Raw genomic sequence first — 16,243 nt, forward strand, 5'->3', positions numbered from 1 at the left:
CGCTACCTCAACCCGAACAACCCGCTGAACGGCCTGGCCGAGCCGGTGCCCGCGCCGGAGTGGGCCACTCTGGAACTCGCCGACCCGCGCGCCGTCCCGAGGACCCGGTCGTGCCGCCACAGCCCGAGGACGGTGTCGAGCGCGAGACCGAGCGCGGGCACGTCGCCGCTGCCGGCGATCCCCGCCGCGATCGTCTCGGCGATCCGGTCGGACTGGCCCGCGCAGCCGCACAGCGCCGCGTCGAACAGCGCCTCGGCCAGCGGTCCCATGCCGGTCCCCTCGGCGGCCGTGCGCTCCTCCAGCACGGCGGCGGCCGCGTCCCGCGGGGTCGGCCCGTAGGCGCCCGCCTCGATCAGGGCGGGCAGCCGGCCGCCGTCCGCGTCGGGCGGATCCAGTTCCCAGCGCTCCTCCAGCACCGGGTCGGCGCCCGTCTCGGGCCCCGCCAGCCGCGTGAACCCGGGGATCCGCAGCACCCGCAGCCGGTGCAGGGCGCGGCTGCGCGCCAGGTCGTCCGCGCCGGACAGCCGCAGCCGCATTTCGCCGCCGCGGTCGAGCCCGAGCCGTTCCAGTTCCGCGTTCGCGGCGTGGACGAGCGGCGGCGCGGGCGTGTCCGGGTGCAGCCGCCCGACGCGGTCGCCGCCGAGCGCCGCGACCATCTCGGCGACGGCGGGGTGCGCGCCGGGGGCCGGCGTGCCGCGCACGGTCCACGGCAGCCGCTGGTCGAGGTCGTCGGTGACGAGCGCGGCGACCAGGCCGTCCAGCAGGTCCGTGCGCGCCGGGGAGCGGTGCCCGCGCAGCCGCGTCAGCCCCTCGGTGAGGGTCCGCGCGGCGATCAGGTCGGCGGTGGAGACGACCTGCCGCCGCTCGCGCAGCCGCCTCACGACCGTCTCGGTGAGCGCCGCGGCGGCGTGGTCCGGGCCGTCCTCCCACAGCCGCTGGTAGTACTCCGGCGACGGCATCCCCGACTGGTAGCCGCTGAAGGCGTCCAGCCTCCGGAACGAGTACGGGACGAGGAAGCTGCCGCCCGTCGAACCCTCCGGCGGCTCGGGGACCTCGGGCCAGCCCGTCCCGCCCCGGGCGGCGAGCGCCTTCAGCGCCGGAGTGTGGAAGCCGCCCGTCACGACCACGACGGGACGGTCACCGGCGGCGTCCTCGGCGGCTCGCACCCACGCCGCCATGTACTCCTCGCGGGCGGTGTCCGACGGCCCGGCCTCCGCCTCGCCCCGCACCAGGTCGAAGTAGGCGTCCAGCCGCGCCGCGAGCCCCCCGCCTTCCTGCCCAGTGTTATCCAGCACCGTGTTACCCGGCCCAGCGTCATCCGGCACAGCGTCATCCGGCACGGGGCCGTCGATCTCGAACAGGTGGTCCCAGAGGACGTCGGTGTTGTCGACCTCGAACGTCCGGCACAGCCGCTCGGTGGCGCGCGCGTAGCGGCGCTCGGCGTCGGCGTACCGGTTGCGGAGCCCGCCGAACGCGGGATGCCAGGCGGGCAGGTCGATGAACCGGAGCTCGGCGCCCGCCGCCCGTCCCGCGTCGAGCGCCACCCATTCCGGGGAGTAGGCGCAGAACGGCGACCACGACGCGCGCACCCGCTCGTCGTCCCGGTGGTAGCTGAAGATCGCGACGGGCGGGGCGTGGCCGAGCAGCAGCTCCCCCAGCCGCGCGCCGAAGTCGGCCGGGCCCTCGATCAGCACGTACGCGGGCCGGAGCCGCTCGATGGTCGCGCGGACGAGCCGGGCGCACGCCGGGCTGTGGTGGCGGACCCCGAGGAACGTGACGGCCATCAGCCGGGCAGCAGGTGCCGGGCGGCGTGCAGGGCCCTCCACTGCTCGCCGTCGCGCCGGGACGCCTGCTGCTCCAGGTAGCGCCGCAGGCGGGCCAGGTCATCGGGGCTGTCCTTGGCGGCCGTCCCGGCGAGGCACTCCACGATGTCGGCGGCGCCGCCGGCCTCACCGCGCAGGAACCAGCCCCGGACGCCGACGGCGTGCGCGACCGAGACGGCCTCGGCGGTGCTCATCACCGCCGACAGCCGGTCCATCGTCCGGCCCTCCTCAGTCGTGGCGTCGCGCAGCTCCCGGAAGGTCGTGACCAGCACCTCCAGCACGTCCCGCCGCGGCGCCACGCCGACGCCGCTGTGCTCCAGCAGCCGCGCCGCCTCGGCCTCCACCAGGCCCAGCTCGGTGTCGAAGTCGGCGATCGGGAACACGGTCTCGAAGTTGAACCGCCGCTTGAGCGCCGCGCTCATCTCGTTGACGCCCCGGTCGCGGGTGTTCGCGGTCGCGATGACGTTGAACCCGTCCCGCGCGAACACCATGGCGTCCGGCCCGGTCAGCTCGGGGACGGCGAGCACGCGGTCCGACAGCGGTGACAGCAGCGAGTCCTGGACCTCCAGCGGGCAGCGGGTGATCTCCTCGAAGCGGACCAGCCGCCCCTCGGCCATCCCGGTGAGCAGCGGCGCCGGGACCAGCGACCGGGTGGACGGCCCCTCCGCCACGAGCAGCGCGTAGTTCCACGAGTACTTGATCTGGTCCTCGGTGGTGGCCGCGCCGCCCTGGATGGTCAGCGTGGACGTTCCGCTCACCGCCGCGGCGATCAGTTCCGACAGCAGCGACTTGGCCGTGCCCGGCTCCCCGACGAGCATCAGCCCGCGGCTCGTCGCCAGCGTGACCAGCGCCCGGTCGATGAGGGAGGTGTCCCCGACGAACTTGCGGGTCACGCCGCGCGCCTCGTCGCCGACGATGAACGTCCGGGCCGCCCGCAGGCTCAGTGCCCACCCGGGTGGCCGCGGCCCGGTGTCGTCCTCGCGCAGCCGTTCGAGCTCGGCGGCGAACCTGACCTCGGCGGGGGGCCGCTGATAGCCGGTGGTGTCCTCGGTCATCGTTCCTTTTCCCGTGTTCGGGGCCCTGGAGGTGATCAGCGTAGTGACCCCCTCCGACAGGCGGTGGACCGCCGGGGCTACCGGTTTCCCTGTGGGAGGCGGGCCAGTCTCGTACTCACCAGGGCGGCGACGCCCTTCACCGTGTCGGCGAGCCGGGTCAGGCGGCGGCCGTCCAGCACCACCACGCCCACGGCGCCGACGACCTGGCCCGATCGGGCGCGTACCGGCGCCGCCACGCACGACACCGACTCCACCACCGTCTCGTGGACGAAGGCGGCGCCCTGCCGCCGGGCCTCGGTCACCGACCGGGCCCACTCCCCGGCGGACGCCCCGGCCGGCGGTGCCGTGTCCGCGGCGCCGGCGGCGAGGACCATGCCCGCCGCGGTCCCCGGGGGCAGCACGACGCCGGGGCGCAGGTCGAAGACCTCGTCCGCCTCGCCGCGTATCCCGCCGACGACCAGGGTGCCCGCGTCGTCGGGCACCATCAGGCTCACGCTGGCCCCCGGCGCGGCGGCGGCGAACTGGCGCAGCGGATGCCAGGCGGCGGCGCGGAGCGTCCGCGCGGGCTGCCATGCCTGCCCCACCCTGAAGAGCCGCGGCCCCACCCGGTAGCGACCGTCCCGCCGCTGCACCGCGTCCAGCGCCACCAGCTGCTCCAGCAGCCGGTGCGTCGTCGCCTTGGGCAGCCCGGCGCCCGCCGCCACCTTGGTCAGCCCCGCCTCTCCGCCTCGCTCCAGCTCCTCCAGCACCGCGAACGCGCCCTCCAGCACGCCGCGCCCGCCGGCACCCGTTCGCTGTTCACCCGCCACAGCCGACCTCCCCGCGATGAGCCGCCCACGCGTGATCGTACGGATCATGAACGGCCGCGGGCCGGATCGGTCCGCTGAGCGGACCGATCCGGGGCGCGGCCGGGTCCCCTCAGGGGACGGCCGTGGCGGCGACCGCGGTCAGGTCGGCGAGGATCTCGGACGCTGTGACCGGGTCGAGCTCGCCCATGCGCGGCGGCCGCTCGTCGTTCCCGGTCTCCTTGGGCCGCCAGAGGAACTCCGTCGGCTTCTCGGCGATCCAGACGTGCTCCAAGGTCTGGTGGTCGCCGTTCGCGCCGACCTCGGCGGCCGGGAGGCCCGGGTCCAGCCCGATCACGACGTACCGGTCGCGGGCGACGCGCCGGGAGATCCACATCTCGTTGCCGCCGCCCTGGGGCGCGCCGCGGTCCCAGCCGCGCCGGGTCAGCCCGAGGACGCCGCCGAACGGGACCTTGAGCCCCTCGAACCGCTTCAGGCGGTCCCCCTCGCGCTCCTCGTCGGTGAGCGTGTGGACGGTCCGGCCGAGCTGCGGGAACGGCTGCAGGATCTCGTAGTCGGCGAACAGCTCCGACCATGAGGCGAGCGTGTCCCCCAGCATGACCGGGTGGGCGATGCCGATCTTCGCCGTTTCGGGGAGCGTGAAACGGTCGTCCTGGGCGTCGGCCGGCGTGCGGTCCTCGACGACGCGGAAGGAGACCGGTTCGCCGCCGTCCTCGGCGATCCAGACCAGGCGCCTGGCCAGATGCGAGACGAGCGGATGGCCGACGATGAAGTCGCGGAACTCCGCGGTCGTCCAGCGGCGGCCGGTGGTCATGGCCGCCTCCAGACGCAGGAGCTGGCCGGACGCGACCGTCCGGACGTCCTTCTTCAAAGCGGTGAACGCCGCGTACGCCGCCTCGGCCAGCTCGGGATCGTCCTTGGCGCCTGGCTTGGGCAGGGCTTTGCGGGGCTTGCCGTCCTCGTCGGAGACGACCGGCTTCAGCTGCTCGTCGAAGCCCACGACGAAGCGGCGCGGACCGTAGTCGAGGACCATCGAGCCGGCGGCGTCCAGGCCGAACGCCGGGACCAGCCGGTCGGCGAGCTGCGCCGAGCTGAGCCCCAGCCTCCGCGCCACGGCGTTGATGCCCGCCTGCGCCTCCGCCTGGAGGCCCTTGAACTGCACGCGCTGCGCTATGCCGTGCAGGTGCATGAGCGCCACGTCCGTGCCGATCCGCTCCAGGACGTTCAGGCCGGTCACCGCGTACTTGTGGCCGCCCTCGCCGGGCCAGGCGCGGATGATCGGGGTCAGCCGCCGGACGGTCGCGTCGTCGCCGCTGCGGCCGAGCTGGGTGAGGGCCCAGCCGTCCTTGGACGGCGCGCCGACGTCCCGCCACTTCTGGAACAGCGCCCAGCCGAACTCGGCGACCGAGCCCGGGTCGAGGGCCGCCCTGATCTCGTCGGTCCCGAACGCGGACGGGAGCGCCAGCAATTGGATCAGGTGCCGCGTCGCGTCCGGGGGCAGGGCGCGTTCGCCGCCGCGCAGCAGCACCTGCGGCAGGATCGCCGGGTCGGCCCAGTCGCCGATCTTCGGTGGCCGGACGAGCCCGGTCTCCGCCGGGTCGGCCGCCAGGAGCTCGGCGACGGCCTCCGCCGCGTCGTCGCCGTGCTCGGCGCGGGCGGCGGCCACGACATCGTCTTTGGGGTGACGGTCGTGCAGGTGACGGAGCGCGAACTCGGCGGCGCGCTGCGGTCTCCCCGCCTTGCCGAGCGCCACCGGGACGAGGTAGGGGACGGCGGCGGTGCCGTGGCGGGAGAACCACCACCGGGCGATGTGTGCCGTCTTGGTGTTGCGGGCCAGCCAGTCGGCCATGAGCAGCGCGACGTCCGCGTCCAGGAACGCCTTGAGGCTCTCACCGCGTATGGGATCGTTCTTCGCCAGCCGCAGAGCGGGTGCCAGGGTGTCGAGCCCGTAGCGGGCGATGGTGCGCCTCATCCACTGGTAGGTGTCCGGCCGAGAGTAGGGCGTCCAGGTGGACAGGAGCGGCCGGACGACGGACTCCGGGCCGTGCACCACGAGAGTGAGACCCTCATAGATGGGGCCTCCGTTGCGGAGCCCGTCGGCGAAGGCCCCCCAGTCGGGATCGGCCGGCGGCTCCTTGACCTGCGGCGTCTCCAGGGTGAGCCACTCGTCCCGCTCGCCGTCCAGCCAGGCGAGCCGCGCGGCGGGCGGCCTCAGGCCGGTGCGGACGGGGCGGCGCGGCCGTTCCCACGGCGGCTCGGCCAGGACGGCCGGGACCGCGTCCGCGGACGCGTCCGGCACCCGGACGGACGCCGCGAGGATCGACTCGACGGCCGCGCGGACGTCGTCCGGCAGGCCGGGCAGCGCCGCCGTGACCGTCTCACCGGCGATGCGGACGTGCTCCTCCAGGAGCGCGGCGGCGTGCGGGGAGGCGGCGTGCCGCGAGGAGGCCTGGGCGAGCAGCCGCACGGCGCGGACCGGGAAGCGGGCCGCCGCGGCGGCCAGCGCCACGCGAGTGTCCCTGTCGTCGATCCGGTCGACGAGCACCTGGAACGCCTCGTCCGAGGGCAGGATGGCGATCGTCTCGAGGAAGAGCTCCTTGTCCCAGTCCCCTCTGCACTGGTCGAGGTTCAACACGAGGAGGGGCAGGAGGTCGGTGCCCATGCTCTCCACCATCGTGACCAGCACGCCGCGCGTCCGCTCCTCCACGTTAAGCCACGGCGGCGGGCTTCCGAGCTGGGCGGCCTCGTCCACCGCGCACAGCTTCAGCCAGCGCAGGTAACCCTCCAGCTCGGCCTTCGAGGCGAGGCACCTCAGCAGCCAGTCGCGCCGGGTGGGCAGCAAATAGGACACGAACCACCGGGCCGTCGGGCTGTTCCGGTAGCCGGCGAGGCGCTCGGCGGCGTCGGCGTACACGTCGTCATCGGCGGCGGCCAGCAGCGCCCGCACCCGCCGGAACGTGTCGGGTTCGGTACCGTCGCGGTCGGTGCGAAGCACGGCCCCGATCCATCTGCCGCCCCAGGGGCCGCCCTTGCGCCGGACGCTGACCGTGCCCGTCCGGGACAGTTCCATCACGGCGCACGCGGCGAACACGGCACCGTGCTCGGCGGCCCACGCGTCGACGAACGCGCGGTGCACCGCCGGGGGCCGCGGGGACTCCAGGCACGAGGCGGTGACGGCCGCCAGCGCGGCGGCGCCGGCGGGGTCGGCGGAGCCGTCCAGGTGACGGCGGGCCGCCGCGGCGAGCGAGGGGTTGCCGACCTCCCCGGCGGTCAGCGCCGTGATCGCGCCGCCGGCCCGGTCGAGGAGGCCGCGCATCGCCTTCACCGAAGCGGGACCGGTCTTGACCGCGGGGGCGGGCGTGCCGCCGCGGCGCGGGTGCAGGTGCCTGCGCCAGGAATCGGGGATCGTCAGGACGTCCTCGCCGGGGAGGGGCCCGGCGGCCTGCGAGGTGGTCATTGCGCGGCCTCCGCGAGCGTGGTGAGGTCGGCGAGGATCTCGGACGCGGTGACCGGGTCCAGCTCCCCGAACCGGTGCGGGGTGCCCTTGGACGGCCAGAAGTCGCCGGGGACCGACGCGAGCCACACGTGTTCCAGGGTCTGGTGGTCGCCGGTGGCGTCCACCGCTCCGACCGAGATGCCCGGACAGAGATCGATCACAACGTATCGCGCGGGCCCCACCCGGCGGGAGATCCACCGTTCCCCGCCCGCGTCCTGCGGCGTGCCGCGCTCCCAGCCGAGCCGTACCAGGCCGAGCACCTTGCCGAACGGGACCTTGAGCCCCTCGAACCGTTCGAGGCGGCCACTGGCGCGCTCCTCCTCGGTGAGGGCGTGGACGGTCCGGCCGAGCTGCGGGAACGGCTGCAGGATCTCGTAGTCGGCGAAGACCTCCGACCAGCGGGCGAGCTCGTCCCCCAGCACGACCGGGTGGGCGATGCCGACCTCCGCCGATCCGGGGAGCGTGAACGGGTCGTCCTCGGCGTCGGCCAGGGTGCCGTCCTCGGCGATGCGGAAGCTCGACGTCGTCGCGCCGTCCTCGGCGACCCAGACCAGGCGCTTGCCCAGATGCCGGGTCAGCGCGTGGTCGACGACGAAGTCGCGGAACTCGGCGGACGTCCAGCGGCGGCCGGTGACCATGGCCCGCTCCAGGCGCAGCAGCTGGTCGGCCGCCACCGTCCGGACGTCCTTCTTCAAGGCCGCGAACGCCTTGTACGCCACCGGGGCGCGCTCCGGATCGTCCTTGACGCCGGGCTTCGGCAGGGATTTGCGCACCTTGCCGTCCTCGTCGGAGATGACCGGTCTCAGCTGCTCGTCGAACCCCACGACGAAGCGGCGCGGACCGTAGTCGAAGACCATCGAGCCGCCGGCGTCCAGGCCGAACGTCGGGACCAGCCGGTCGGCCAGCCGCTCGGTGCTCAGCCCCAGCCGCCGCGCCACCTCCTCGATCTTCTCCTCGGCGCGGGTCCGCAGGCCCTTGAACTTCACCTTCTGCGCGATGCCGTGCAGGTGCATCAGCGCCACGTCCGAGCCGATGTCGGCGAGGACGTCCAGCCCCCGGACCGCGTACCGGTGGGCGCTCTCGCCCGGCCACGCGCGGATGACCGGCGTCAGCCGCCGGACGGTCTCGTCGTCGCCGCTCCAGCCGAGCTGCGCCAGCGCCCAGGAGTCCTTGGACGGCCGGCCGTTCTCCTGCCATCGCCGGAACAGCGCCCAGCCGAACTCCGCCACCGACTCCGGCTCGCACGCCCGCCGGACGTCCTCCATGCCGTGCGGGAACGGCAGTGCCAGCAGCTCGATCAGGTTCCAGGCCGCCGAGGCCGGCAGGGCCCGCCCGCCGCCGCGCAGCAGCACCTGCGGCAGGATCGCCGGATCGACCCAGTCGCCGATCTCGGGCCGCTTGACCAGGCCCGTCCGCGACGGATGCGCGGTGAGCACCTCGGCCAGCGCCGCCGCCCCCTCCGGCGGCCCCCCGGGCGCCCCCTCGGGCACCGCGGCGACGACCGCGTCCACGCCGTGCAGGGCGCTCAGCCTGCGCAGCGCGTACTCGGCGGCGCGGCGCGGCTTGGTCTCCCTGCCCAGCGCCGCCGGGACGAGGTAGGGCACCGTGTCCAGGCCGTACCGGTCGAACCAGGCCCGCGCCGTCGCGACGCCCGTCCCGTTCCGCGCCAGCCAGTCGGCCATCAGCAGGGCGACCTCGGCGTCGACGAACGGCAGCAGGAGGAACCCGCAGGCCGAGTTCTCGTTGTGGGCGAACTGCTTGGCCAGGTTGAAGACGTCCCACTCGTACCGGGCGACGAGGACCCTCATCCAGTCCTGGCGGTCCCGCGTGTAGGCGATCCAGGGCTTCTCCAGGAACGGCCGGACCAGGTCCTCCGGTCCGTGGACGAGGACCGCCACCGGACTGGGATCGCGCAGGGAACGTTCCCGGTACTGCTCGGCCAGCGCCTCCCAGTCGGGGGCGTCCGGCCTCGGCGCGCAGCGGCTCACGTCCGTGGCGAGCCACGCCTCCCGCTCGCCGTCCGCCCAGCCGAGCCGCCGCTCGGCGGGCGGCTCCAGGCCGGGCACGACCGGCTTGACGGGCGGCTGCTCCCACGGCGGGCTGACCAGCACCGCCGGGACCGCGTCCGGCGGCGCGTCCGGAACCGCCGCGGACGAGGCCACGACCTCCTCGACCACCGCGCGCGCGTCGTCCGGCAGTGCGGGCAGGGCCGCCGCGACGACCGTCCCGTGGGCCCGGACATGGTCCTCCAGCAGCGACCCGGCCGCCGGGGAGGCGGCGGACGCCAGCAGCCGCAGCGCCCGGACCGGGAACCGCTTCATCGCCGCCAGCAGCGCGGGCCGGGCGTGCTTGACGTCGAGCCGGTCCAGGATCGCCTGGAACGCCTCGTCCGAGGGCAGCAGCGCGATCGTCTCGAAGACGAGCTTGCGGTCCCCCGAGTCGAGCCGCCGGTCGTCGGCGTTGTGCAGCAGGAACGGCAGCGCGTCCGTTCCCAGGCCGTCCACGATCGTGGCCAACAGCCCACGGGACGCCTCCTGCCAGTACAGGTGCCGTCCGGGGAAAGGCTTGGTGAACTGCTCCGCCTTGCCGAGCGAGTACAGCACGAGCCAGCGCAGGCCCAGCGCCGTGCCCGTCGCGGAGCCCTCCTCGCACAGCTCGTCCACCCAGTCCTGCCGCGTCGGCACCAGGTAGGACACGAGCCACCGGGTCTTCCAGGTCGGCCGGTGCGCGGCGAGACGCGCGACCGCCTCGGCGTACTCCGCGTCGTCGGCTGCGGCCAGCAGCGCCCGGACGCGGCGCGCCACGTCCTGTCCCACGCCGAGGGCCTCCTTCTCCCCTCGGTGCTCCGCGCCGACCCACGTGCCCACCCAGGGGCCGCCACCGAGCCGGACGCCCTTGGTCCGGCTGAGCTCCACCAGGGCGCAGGCCGCGAAGGGGAGACCGTGCTCGATGACCCAGGCGTCGGCGAAGACGCGCTGCGCGCCGTCACGGCCCCTGGACGTCGAGCTCAGCAGGGTCGCCGCCGCGACCGCCGCCGCCCCGGCCGGGTCGGCCTCGCCGTCCACGTACCGCCGGGCGGCCTCGGCCAGCTCCGGCGCCCCGGCCCTGCCGAGCAGTAACACCTCGGCGGCGCCGCTCTCCTCGATGAGCCCGCGCGCGTCCCTCGGCGCCGACGGGTCCGCCGCGACGGCGGGACCGGGCGTCCCGCCGCGCCGCACGTGCAACGGCTTGGCCCACGCGTCGGGGAACGTCACGACATCTTCGCTGACCACGGCCTCGGCGGCCTCGTCGTCGGGGGGCGGCGGGGGGAACTGATCGCTCATGACGCCACACCGTAGAACAGGGACCTGACAAAGTGCCTGAAAACCGAGCGAGCGACGTCCGAAAAGGGAGGCGCGCTCCGCCGCCCGGAAGCACCCCGGCTCCCGGACGGCGGGCCGGGCACGGTCGGGAACGTTCAGGGTCGGGCGCGCCGGACCTCGCACCGTCCGTCCCGGCACGAGCGTTCCAGCCGTCCCCGCGAAATGGTCTGCAGCAACCCGACGAACCAGCAGGTCGGGCAGCCTCGCAGCGCCACGAGCGCGACCGGCGCGAGGAGCAGCGCGGCCGGCCCGGCGACCGGCGGCAGCGCCACCGCGCCCGCCAGCGCGCCGAACCCGGCCGCTCCCCGGGCCAGGTGCCGGGTCAGCGACGCGCTCGCGAAGTCCTCCTCAGCCATCGAGTCCCCCCTTCAGCTCCGCGTGGACGGCCGCGCGCGCCCGGTGCAGCCGCGACTTCATCGCGGCCACGCTCAGCCCGAGCGCCCCGGCCGTCATCCGCCCGGAGTACCCCTGCACGTCCCGCATGATCAGCACGGACCGCTGGTCGGCGGGCAGCGCGGCGATCGCCGCCGCCACCCGCTCGGCGTCCAGGCGGCGCAGCACGTCCTCCTCCACCGGCGACACGACGGGCGGCGCGGCGGCCGGAGCGGCGGGCGCCGCGCCGGGCAGGTCCCGCTGCCGCAGCGTCAGCCGCGCCCGGCGCAGGCATTCGTTGCGGACGACGCGGAACATCCACGACGCCAGTGCCGCCGACGCGCGCAGCGTTCCGATCTTGCGGTACAGGACGATCAGCGCCTCCTGCGCGGCGTCCTCGGCGTCCTGCGGGGTGGCGCACAGCGCGTGCGCGAACCGGCGGACGTGCGGATGCGAGCCCGACAGCAGCGCGGTGATCGACTCGGCGTCCCCGCGCCGGGCCCCGGCGACCAGGCGCTCCCCCGGCCACGTCTCGACCACGGGCACGTCAACCACGGGCCCGCCTCCTCCTCCGTATCACCGTGACGCTGCACGCGCACACGGCCGCGGCCAAGCCGACGACCACGACGGCGACCATCATGACAACCTCCTCAATGACCGGCGAAATCCCCGGAACACGCATAAGAGGTCCCATCTCCACCAAAGGATTCAGGTTCCCCAACGACCGTCCTCCGGCGGCGTACCGTGGCACGGCGGGGGGACACGCGGATCGGAGGACCTGCATGCCCGCTGACGACCCACGGCGCATCGGCGCGAACATCCGTGCCGCCCGCCTGTACCGCGGAATGTCCCTGGACGTCCTCGGCGGACTCATCGGACGCAGCAAGGGCTGGCTCTCCCGTGTCGAGAACGGCCACCTGCGCCTGGAACGCCGCACCGACATTCGCGCCCTCGCCGAGGCCCTCGGCGTCTCCGCCACCGACCTCCTCGGCGAACCCGCCCCCGTCGTCCGCCCGGAGAACCGCGCCTACGGCGACATAGTCCGCCTCCGCGAGGTCCTCCTGGACTCCACCCTCGACGACCCCCTCGACCTCCCCGCCCGTGCCCTGCCCGTCCTAGCTGATCTGGCGGACGGCCCGATCCACCGCGCCCGCAAGGCGTCCGATTACGCGGCGCTGGCCCTGTCGCTGCCTCCCGTGCTCGCCGAGCTGCACGTCCACGCGGCCCGGGGCGACGAACTCACCAGGACCACAGCTTTGGGCCTGCTCGTGGAGATGTGCACCTCGGCGACGTTCGTCCTCCGTCATCTCGGTCAGGTCGACCTGGCATGGATCGCCGCCGACCGGGCGGCCCAGGCGGCCCGCCTGCTCGACGACGCCGTGTTGATCGGGGCTTCGACCTTCGCTCGCGCACACGCCCGTCCCTCCGCCGCGCTGGCACGCTCCCTGCGTGAGGCCCAGCGGAGCGCGGGCCTGCTGGAACCGCACCTCGGCGACGACCGGAAGGCCCACGAGGTCTACGGGATGCTCCAGCTGTCGGCTGCTCTCGCCAGCCAGATCGAGGGCGACCTCCGCGGCGCGGACCGGCATGTCGAAGAGGCGGAACGGATCGCCGAGCGCCTCGGGGAGCAGCCCCCGTCCTCTCCGGGCGACGGCTGGCAGAGCTTCGGGCGGGCGAACGTGGGCGTTTGGCGCGCCATGCTCGCCGTGGAGTCGGGCGAGCCGGAGACCGCCCTGCGCACCGCCGAGCGCGTCGACTTCGCCGCCTTGCCTACACATGGACGTAAGGCAGCGCTCGCCATCGAAATGGGCCGTGCTTACGCGATGCTCGGCCGGACGACCGAGGCGGTGCGGGAACTCCGCCGAGCCGAGAAGCTGGAAGCGGCGCACGTTCACAAGAGCCCGATCGTCCGTGACCTCGTCGCCGACCTCCACAACCGCGCCACGAGCCGCGATCTACGCGGTCTGGCGTGGCGGATGAACCTGCAATAGAGCGGAGCCCCGCGCGTTTCGCGCGGAGGGTTTCTTCCACGAAACCCCAGGTCGGCGCCAGTACCTAACGTGCTCGTCTCATCACGAGACGTGAGACGAAGCATGGAGGACATCCCATGGCCCACCACCCGTGCGCGCCGCTCTACTCGTGGGACGTGAAGGGCAGGGACGGCGCCGGGGCGGGCGGGGTGACGGACGACTGCGGCGAGGCGGTGCGCCAGGTCGACGCGGCGTTGCGGGACGCGCCGTTCGGCACCCGGGGCGTCGTACGGAAGGTCGAGCTGAGCCCCAGCGGCCAGACCATGTACCTCGACCGGGGCGAGGTCGCACGGGCGTTGAAGGGGCCCGACACCGTCGTCTGGGCGGCCTGGTGAACGCCGACCAGTGCGGGGGCCGGGTGACATAGGGATTGGCGGTCTTGGGTCGGGGCGCGTTCACGCAGGTGAGGGCGGTGCGGGACGATGGTGTCCGGTCGGCCGGAAAGGGACGGGTGTGGAGATCGGGGACGGGACGCTGGCGGTCGGGGCGGGACGGCCCGAGGCGGAGCGGTACGCGCCGCCGCTGCCGGGACCGGTGTTCGCGGCGTACTACCACCTGCCCGGAGAGGCGGCGGGGCCGTACACCTACGGGCGGGACGCGAACCCGACGTGGACGCTGCTGGAGCAGGCGATCGGCGAGTTGGAGGGCGGCGCCGAGACGACGGTGTTCGCGTCCGGGATGGCGGCCGTGTCGGCGGTGCTCCTCTCCCAGGTGAAGGCCGGGGACGTGGTGGTGATGCCGGACGACTGCTACATGGCGACGCGGATGCTGCGCGAGCGGCTGGAGTCGTACGGGGCGCGGGTGCGGATGGGGCCGACGGCCGGGGACGCGCAGCTCGGCCTGCTGGACGGGGCCCGGCTGGTGTGGCTGGAGACGCCGTCCAACCCGAACCTAGACGTCTGCGACATCCGGCGCATCGCGGACGCGGCGCACGCGGCGGGCGCGCTCGTCGCGGTGGACAACACCCTGGCCACGCCGCTCGGGCAGCGGCCCCTGGACCTCGGCGCCGACTTCTCCGTCGCCAGTGACACCAAGGCGCTGACAGGGCACGGCGACCTGCTGCTCGGCCACGTCGCCACGCGCGACGCGGAGCTCGCGGAGGACGTGCGGCTGTGGCGCAAGACGGTCGGCGCGATCCCCGGGCCGATGGAGGCGTGGCTGGCGCACCGCTCGCTCGCGACCCTGCAACTGCGGCTCGACCGGCAGGCGGCCAACGCGCTGGCCCTCGCCCGCGCGCTGCGGGAGCGGCCCGAGGTCGCGGGACTGCGCCATCCGGGCCTGCCGGACGATCCCGCGCACGCGACGGCCGCGCGGCAGATGACCAGGTTCGGGTGCGTCGTGTCGTTCACGCTGCCGGACGAGGCGTTCGCCGAGCGGTTCCTCGGCGCGCTGCGGCTGGTCACGCAGGCGACCAGCTTCGGCGGCGTGCACAGCTCGGCGGAGCGGCGGGGACGGTGGGGCGGCGACGCGGTGCCGCCGGGATTCGTGCGGTTCTCCGCCGGGATCGAGGACACCGGCGATCTCGTCACGGACGTCCTGCGCGCCCTGGAGACGGCGCGGAAAACCCGGTGAACCACGGGTGTTCCGGCTCGCCTACAACACGCTCGTCGCCGGGGACCTGAACCGGGCGCGGACGAGGCCGCGCGGCTGCGCGCCCCTGAGGACGAGCGGTGGCTGCCCGCCCGCGACAAGCTCGCCCGGACGCTGGCGCGCGCGCACGCCGCCACTGGCTCACCGGCCCCCGCGACCCCGCCCGCTCCCCCGGTCCCGTCGGCAGTTCCCGATTCCGGTAGGCGGCACAGGTCAGCAGCACAGATCAGAGGTACAGATCAGTCCGAGGCCGCCAGGGTGAGCAGCTCGGTGATCACCTCGGAGACGGTGACGGGATCCAGCTCGCCGAACGTGAGACCGGGCCCGCCGCCGGGCTCCCCGCCTTGCACGGCGGCGGCGCTGAGGCGGACCCCGGTGAGCCGTTGCGCCGGGAAGTCCTCCGGCCTGCCGACCTCGATGCCCGGATCAAGGTCGATCACGACGTGCCGGTCCGCGCCGGCGGAGCGGACGAGGGTGCGCCGCATCATGCCGTCGCCGGCGGGGCCGGGGACCCAGTCGCGCCGGGTCAGCGCCATCACCGCCCCGAACGGGACGGTCAGGCCCTCGAAGCGCTTCAGCCGGCCGGCCGCGCGCTCGTCCTCCGACAGCGCGTGGACGGGCCGTCCGAGCTGCGGGAAGGGCTGCAGGATCTCGTAGTCGGCGAAGATCTCCGCCCAGGACGCCAGGTCCGCGCCGAGATGGACCGGGTGCACCACTCCCACCGACGCCTCCGGGACGAGCGTGAACGCGTCGTCGTGCGTGTCGGCGTACGTGCCGTCCTCGGCGAGGCGGAACGTCGCCGTCCCGGCCGGGGAGTCGGCCAGCCACACGACCCGCCGGGCGATGTGCCGGACCAGGGGGTGGACGGCGAAGTGGGCGGTGAACTCCGCGTGCGTCCACCGCTCCCCGCCGACCATCGCGGCCTCCAGGCGATGCCGGCGATCGGCGGCGACGGCGCGGACGTCCCTCTTCAGCGCGCTGAAGAGGGCCCGTGCCGCCGCGGCTCGCTCGGCATCGTCGCGGCGGCCGGGCACCGGCGGCGCCGCGCGCCGCCCGCCCCGCTCATCGCGGACATGGGGGGCGAGCCGCTCGTCGAAGGCGACGGTGAAGCGGCGCGGCCCGTAGTCGAGCGTCAGCGAACCCGTGTCGTCCAGGCCGAGGTCCGGGACGAGGCGGTCGGCGAGCTGGTGCGGGCTCAGGCCCGCGGCGCGCGCCAGGGCGTCGAGCATCTCCTGGGCCTTGTCGCGCACGCGCCTGTACTTCGCCGTCCGGGCGATGGAGGCGAGCTGCAGCGGCACGGTGTCGCCGTCCATGAGCACGAGAACGTCGAGGCCCATGACGGCGCGGGCGTATCCCTTCCATCCGGGGCACGCCTTGATCCAGGCGGCGAGGCGCGCCGCCGTCCGGTCGTCGCCGACCCGCGCGAGGATCGGCAGCGCCCAGTTGTGCCGGCTGGGCCTGCCCGCCTCCTGCCAGCGTTCGAACAGCGTCCAGGCGAGCCCGGCGACGGCGGCGCGGTCGCAGGCGGCGACGGCCTCGTCCAGCCGCTCGCCGGATCCGGGGTGGTCGCCGGGCGCCTTGGTCATGGCGAACAGCAGGACGAGGTTGCGCAGCGCCTCGGGGGGCAGGTCGCCGCCGCCGCGCAGCGGGACGGGCGGCAGCGATTCGGGCGCCGCCCAGGCGGGCAGCGGCGGCGGCCCGGCCGCAGG

At 74.7% G+C, this 16,243-nt stretch carries 11 protein-coding genes; 3 read left to right on the forward strand and 8 right to left on the reverse strand.

What is annotated here, in order from left to right; all coding sequences use genetic code 11:
- Positions 1 to 2 precede the first annotated feature (2 nt).
- The 7 genes from E1291_RS29200 to E1291_RS29235 all read right to left on the reverse strand — a co-directional run bounded on the left by E1291_RS29200 (position 3) and on the right by E1291_RS29235 (position 11,469).
- Positions 3 to 1,784, reverse strand: a complete 1,782-nt coding sequence (locus tag E1291_RS29200) for a DUF5682 family protein (protein WP_131741295.1) — start codon at positions 1,782 to 1,784, stop codon at positions 3 to 5.
- Positions 1,784 to 2,878: an AAA family ATPase gene (locus tag E1291_RS29205; RefSeq protein WP_131741296.1), complete on the reverse strand. Its 1,095-nt coding sequence runs from the start codon at positions 2,876 to 2,878 to the stop codon at positions 1,784 to 1,786. The genes E1291_RS29200 and E1291_RS29205 overlap by 1 nt, the downstream gene beginning before the upstream one ends.
- A gap of 77 nt (positions 2,879 to 2,955) precedes the next feature.
- Positions 2,956 to 3,687, reverse strand: a complete 732-nt coding sequence (locus tag E1291_RS29210; RefSeq protein ID WP_207401001.1) for an IclR family transcriptional regulator — start codon at positions 3,685 to 3,687, stop codon at positions 2,956 to 2,958.
- Positions 3,688 to 3,796: 109 nt separating this feature from the next.
- The gene (locus E1291_RS29215; protein WP_131741298.1) at positions 3,797 to 7,141 is read right to left on the reverse strand and encodes a DUF4132 domain-containing protein; all 3,345 of its coding nucleotides are present in this window, start codon (positions 7,139 to 7,141) and stop codon (positions 3,797 to 3,799) included.
- Positions 7,138 to 10,503 (reverse strand): DUF4132 domain-containing protein, encoded by a 3,366-nt coding sequence (locus E1291_RS29220; RefSeq protein WP_165495330.1) that lies wholly within the window; start codon positions 10,501 to 10,503, stop codon positions 7,138 to 7,140. The genes E1291_RS29215 and E1291_RS29220 overlap by 4 nt, the downstream gene beginning before the upstream one ends.
- A gap of 134 nt (positions 10,504 to 10,637) precedes the next feature.
- Positions 10,638 to 10,898 (reverse strand): hypothetical protein, encoded by a 261-nt coding sequence (locus E1291_RS29230; protein WP_131741301.1) that lies wholly within the window; start codon positions 10,896 to 10,898, stop codon positions 10,638 to 10,640.
- Positions 10,891 to 11,469, reverse strand: a complete 579-nt coding sequence (locus E1291_RS29235; protein WP_242614444.1) for an RNA polymerase sigma factor — start codon at positions 11,467 to 11,469, stop codon at positions 10,891 to 10,893. The genes E1291_RS29230 and E1291_RS29235 overlap by 8 nt, the downstream gene beginning before the upstream one ends.
- Positions 11,470 to 11,696: 227 nt before the next feature.
- Here E1291_RS29235 and E1291_RS29240 point away from each other — a divergent pair, with 227 nt between their 5' ends.
- The 3 genes from E1291_RS29240 to E1291_RS29250 all read left to right on the forward strand — a co-directional run bounded on the left by E1291_RS29240 (position 11,697) and on the right by E1291_RS29250 (position 14,516).
- Positions 11,697 to 12,905: a helix-turn-helix domain-containing protein gene (locus E1291_RS29240; RefSeq protein ID WP_131741302.1), complete on the forward strand. Its 1,209-nt coding sequence runs from the start codon at positions 11,697 to 11,699 to the stop codon at positions 12,903 to 12,905.
- 116 nt (positions 12,906 to 13,021) lie between these two features.
- On the forward strand, positions 13,022 to 13,279 hold the full coding sequence (locus E1291_RS29245; protein WP_131741303.1) for a hypothetical protein: 258 nt from the start codon (positions 13,022 to 13,024) through the stop codon (positions 13,277 to 13,279).
- Between the two features lie 118 nt (positions 13,280 to 13,397).
- The gene (locus tag E1291_RS29250; RefSeq protein WP_131741304.1) at positions 13,398 to 14,516 is read left to right on the forward strand and encodes a cystathionine gamma-lyase; all 1,119 of its coding nucleotides are present in this window, start codon (positions 13,398 to 13,400) and stop codon (positions 14,514 to 14,516) included.
- 257 nt (positions 14,517 to 14,773) lie between these two features.
- Here E1291_RS29250 and E1291_RS29255 read toward each other — a convergent pair.
- On the reverse strand, positions 14,774 to 16,243 hold a 1,470-nt coding region (locus E1291_RS29255), incomplete at its 5' end, for a DUF4132 domain-containing protein (protein WP_131741305.1).

It is taken from the genome of Actinomadura roseirufa (assembly GCF_900659635.1).
GTDB lineage: Bacteria > Actinomycetota > Actinomycetes > Streptosporangiales > Streptosporangiaceae > Spirillospora > Spirillospora roseirufa.

Excerpts from the sequence above, each read along its gene's own strand:
- E1291_RS29245 (WP_131741303.1), top strand. The coding sequence starts at position 13,022 with ATGGCCCACCACCCGTGCGCGCCGCTCTACTCGTGGGACGTGAAGGGC.
- E1291_RS29240 (WP_131741302.1), top strand. The coding sequence starts at position 11,697 with ATGCCCGCTGACGACCCACGGCGCATCGGCGCGAACATCCGTGCCGCC.
- E1291_RS29200 (WP_131741295.1), bottom strand. The coding sequence starts at position 1,784 with ATGGCCGTCACGTTCCTCGGGGTCCGCCACCACAGCCCGGCGTGCGCC.
- E1291_RS29205 (WP_131741296.1), bottom strand. The coding sequence starts at position 2,878 with ATGACCGAGGACACCACCGGCTATCAGCGGCCCCCCGCCGAGGTCAGG.
- E1291_RS29220 (WP_165495330.1), bottom strand. The coding sequence starts at position 10,503 with ATGAGCGATCAGTTCCCCCCGCCGCCCCCCGACGACGAGGCCGCCGAG.
- E1291_RS29215 (WP_131741298.1), bottom strand. The coding sequence starts at position 7,141 with ATGACCACCTCGCAGGCCGCCGGGCCCCTCCCCGGCGAGGACGTCCTG.
- E1291_RS29230 (WP_131741301.1), bottom strand. The coding sequence starts at position 10,898 with ATGGCTGAGGAGGACTTCGCGAGCGCGTCGCTGACCCGGCACCTGGCC.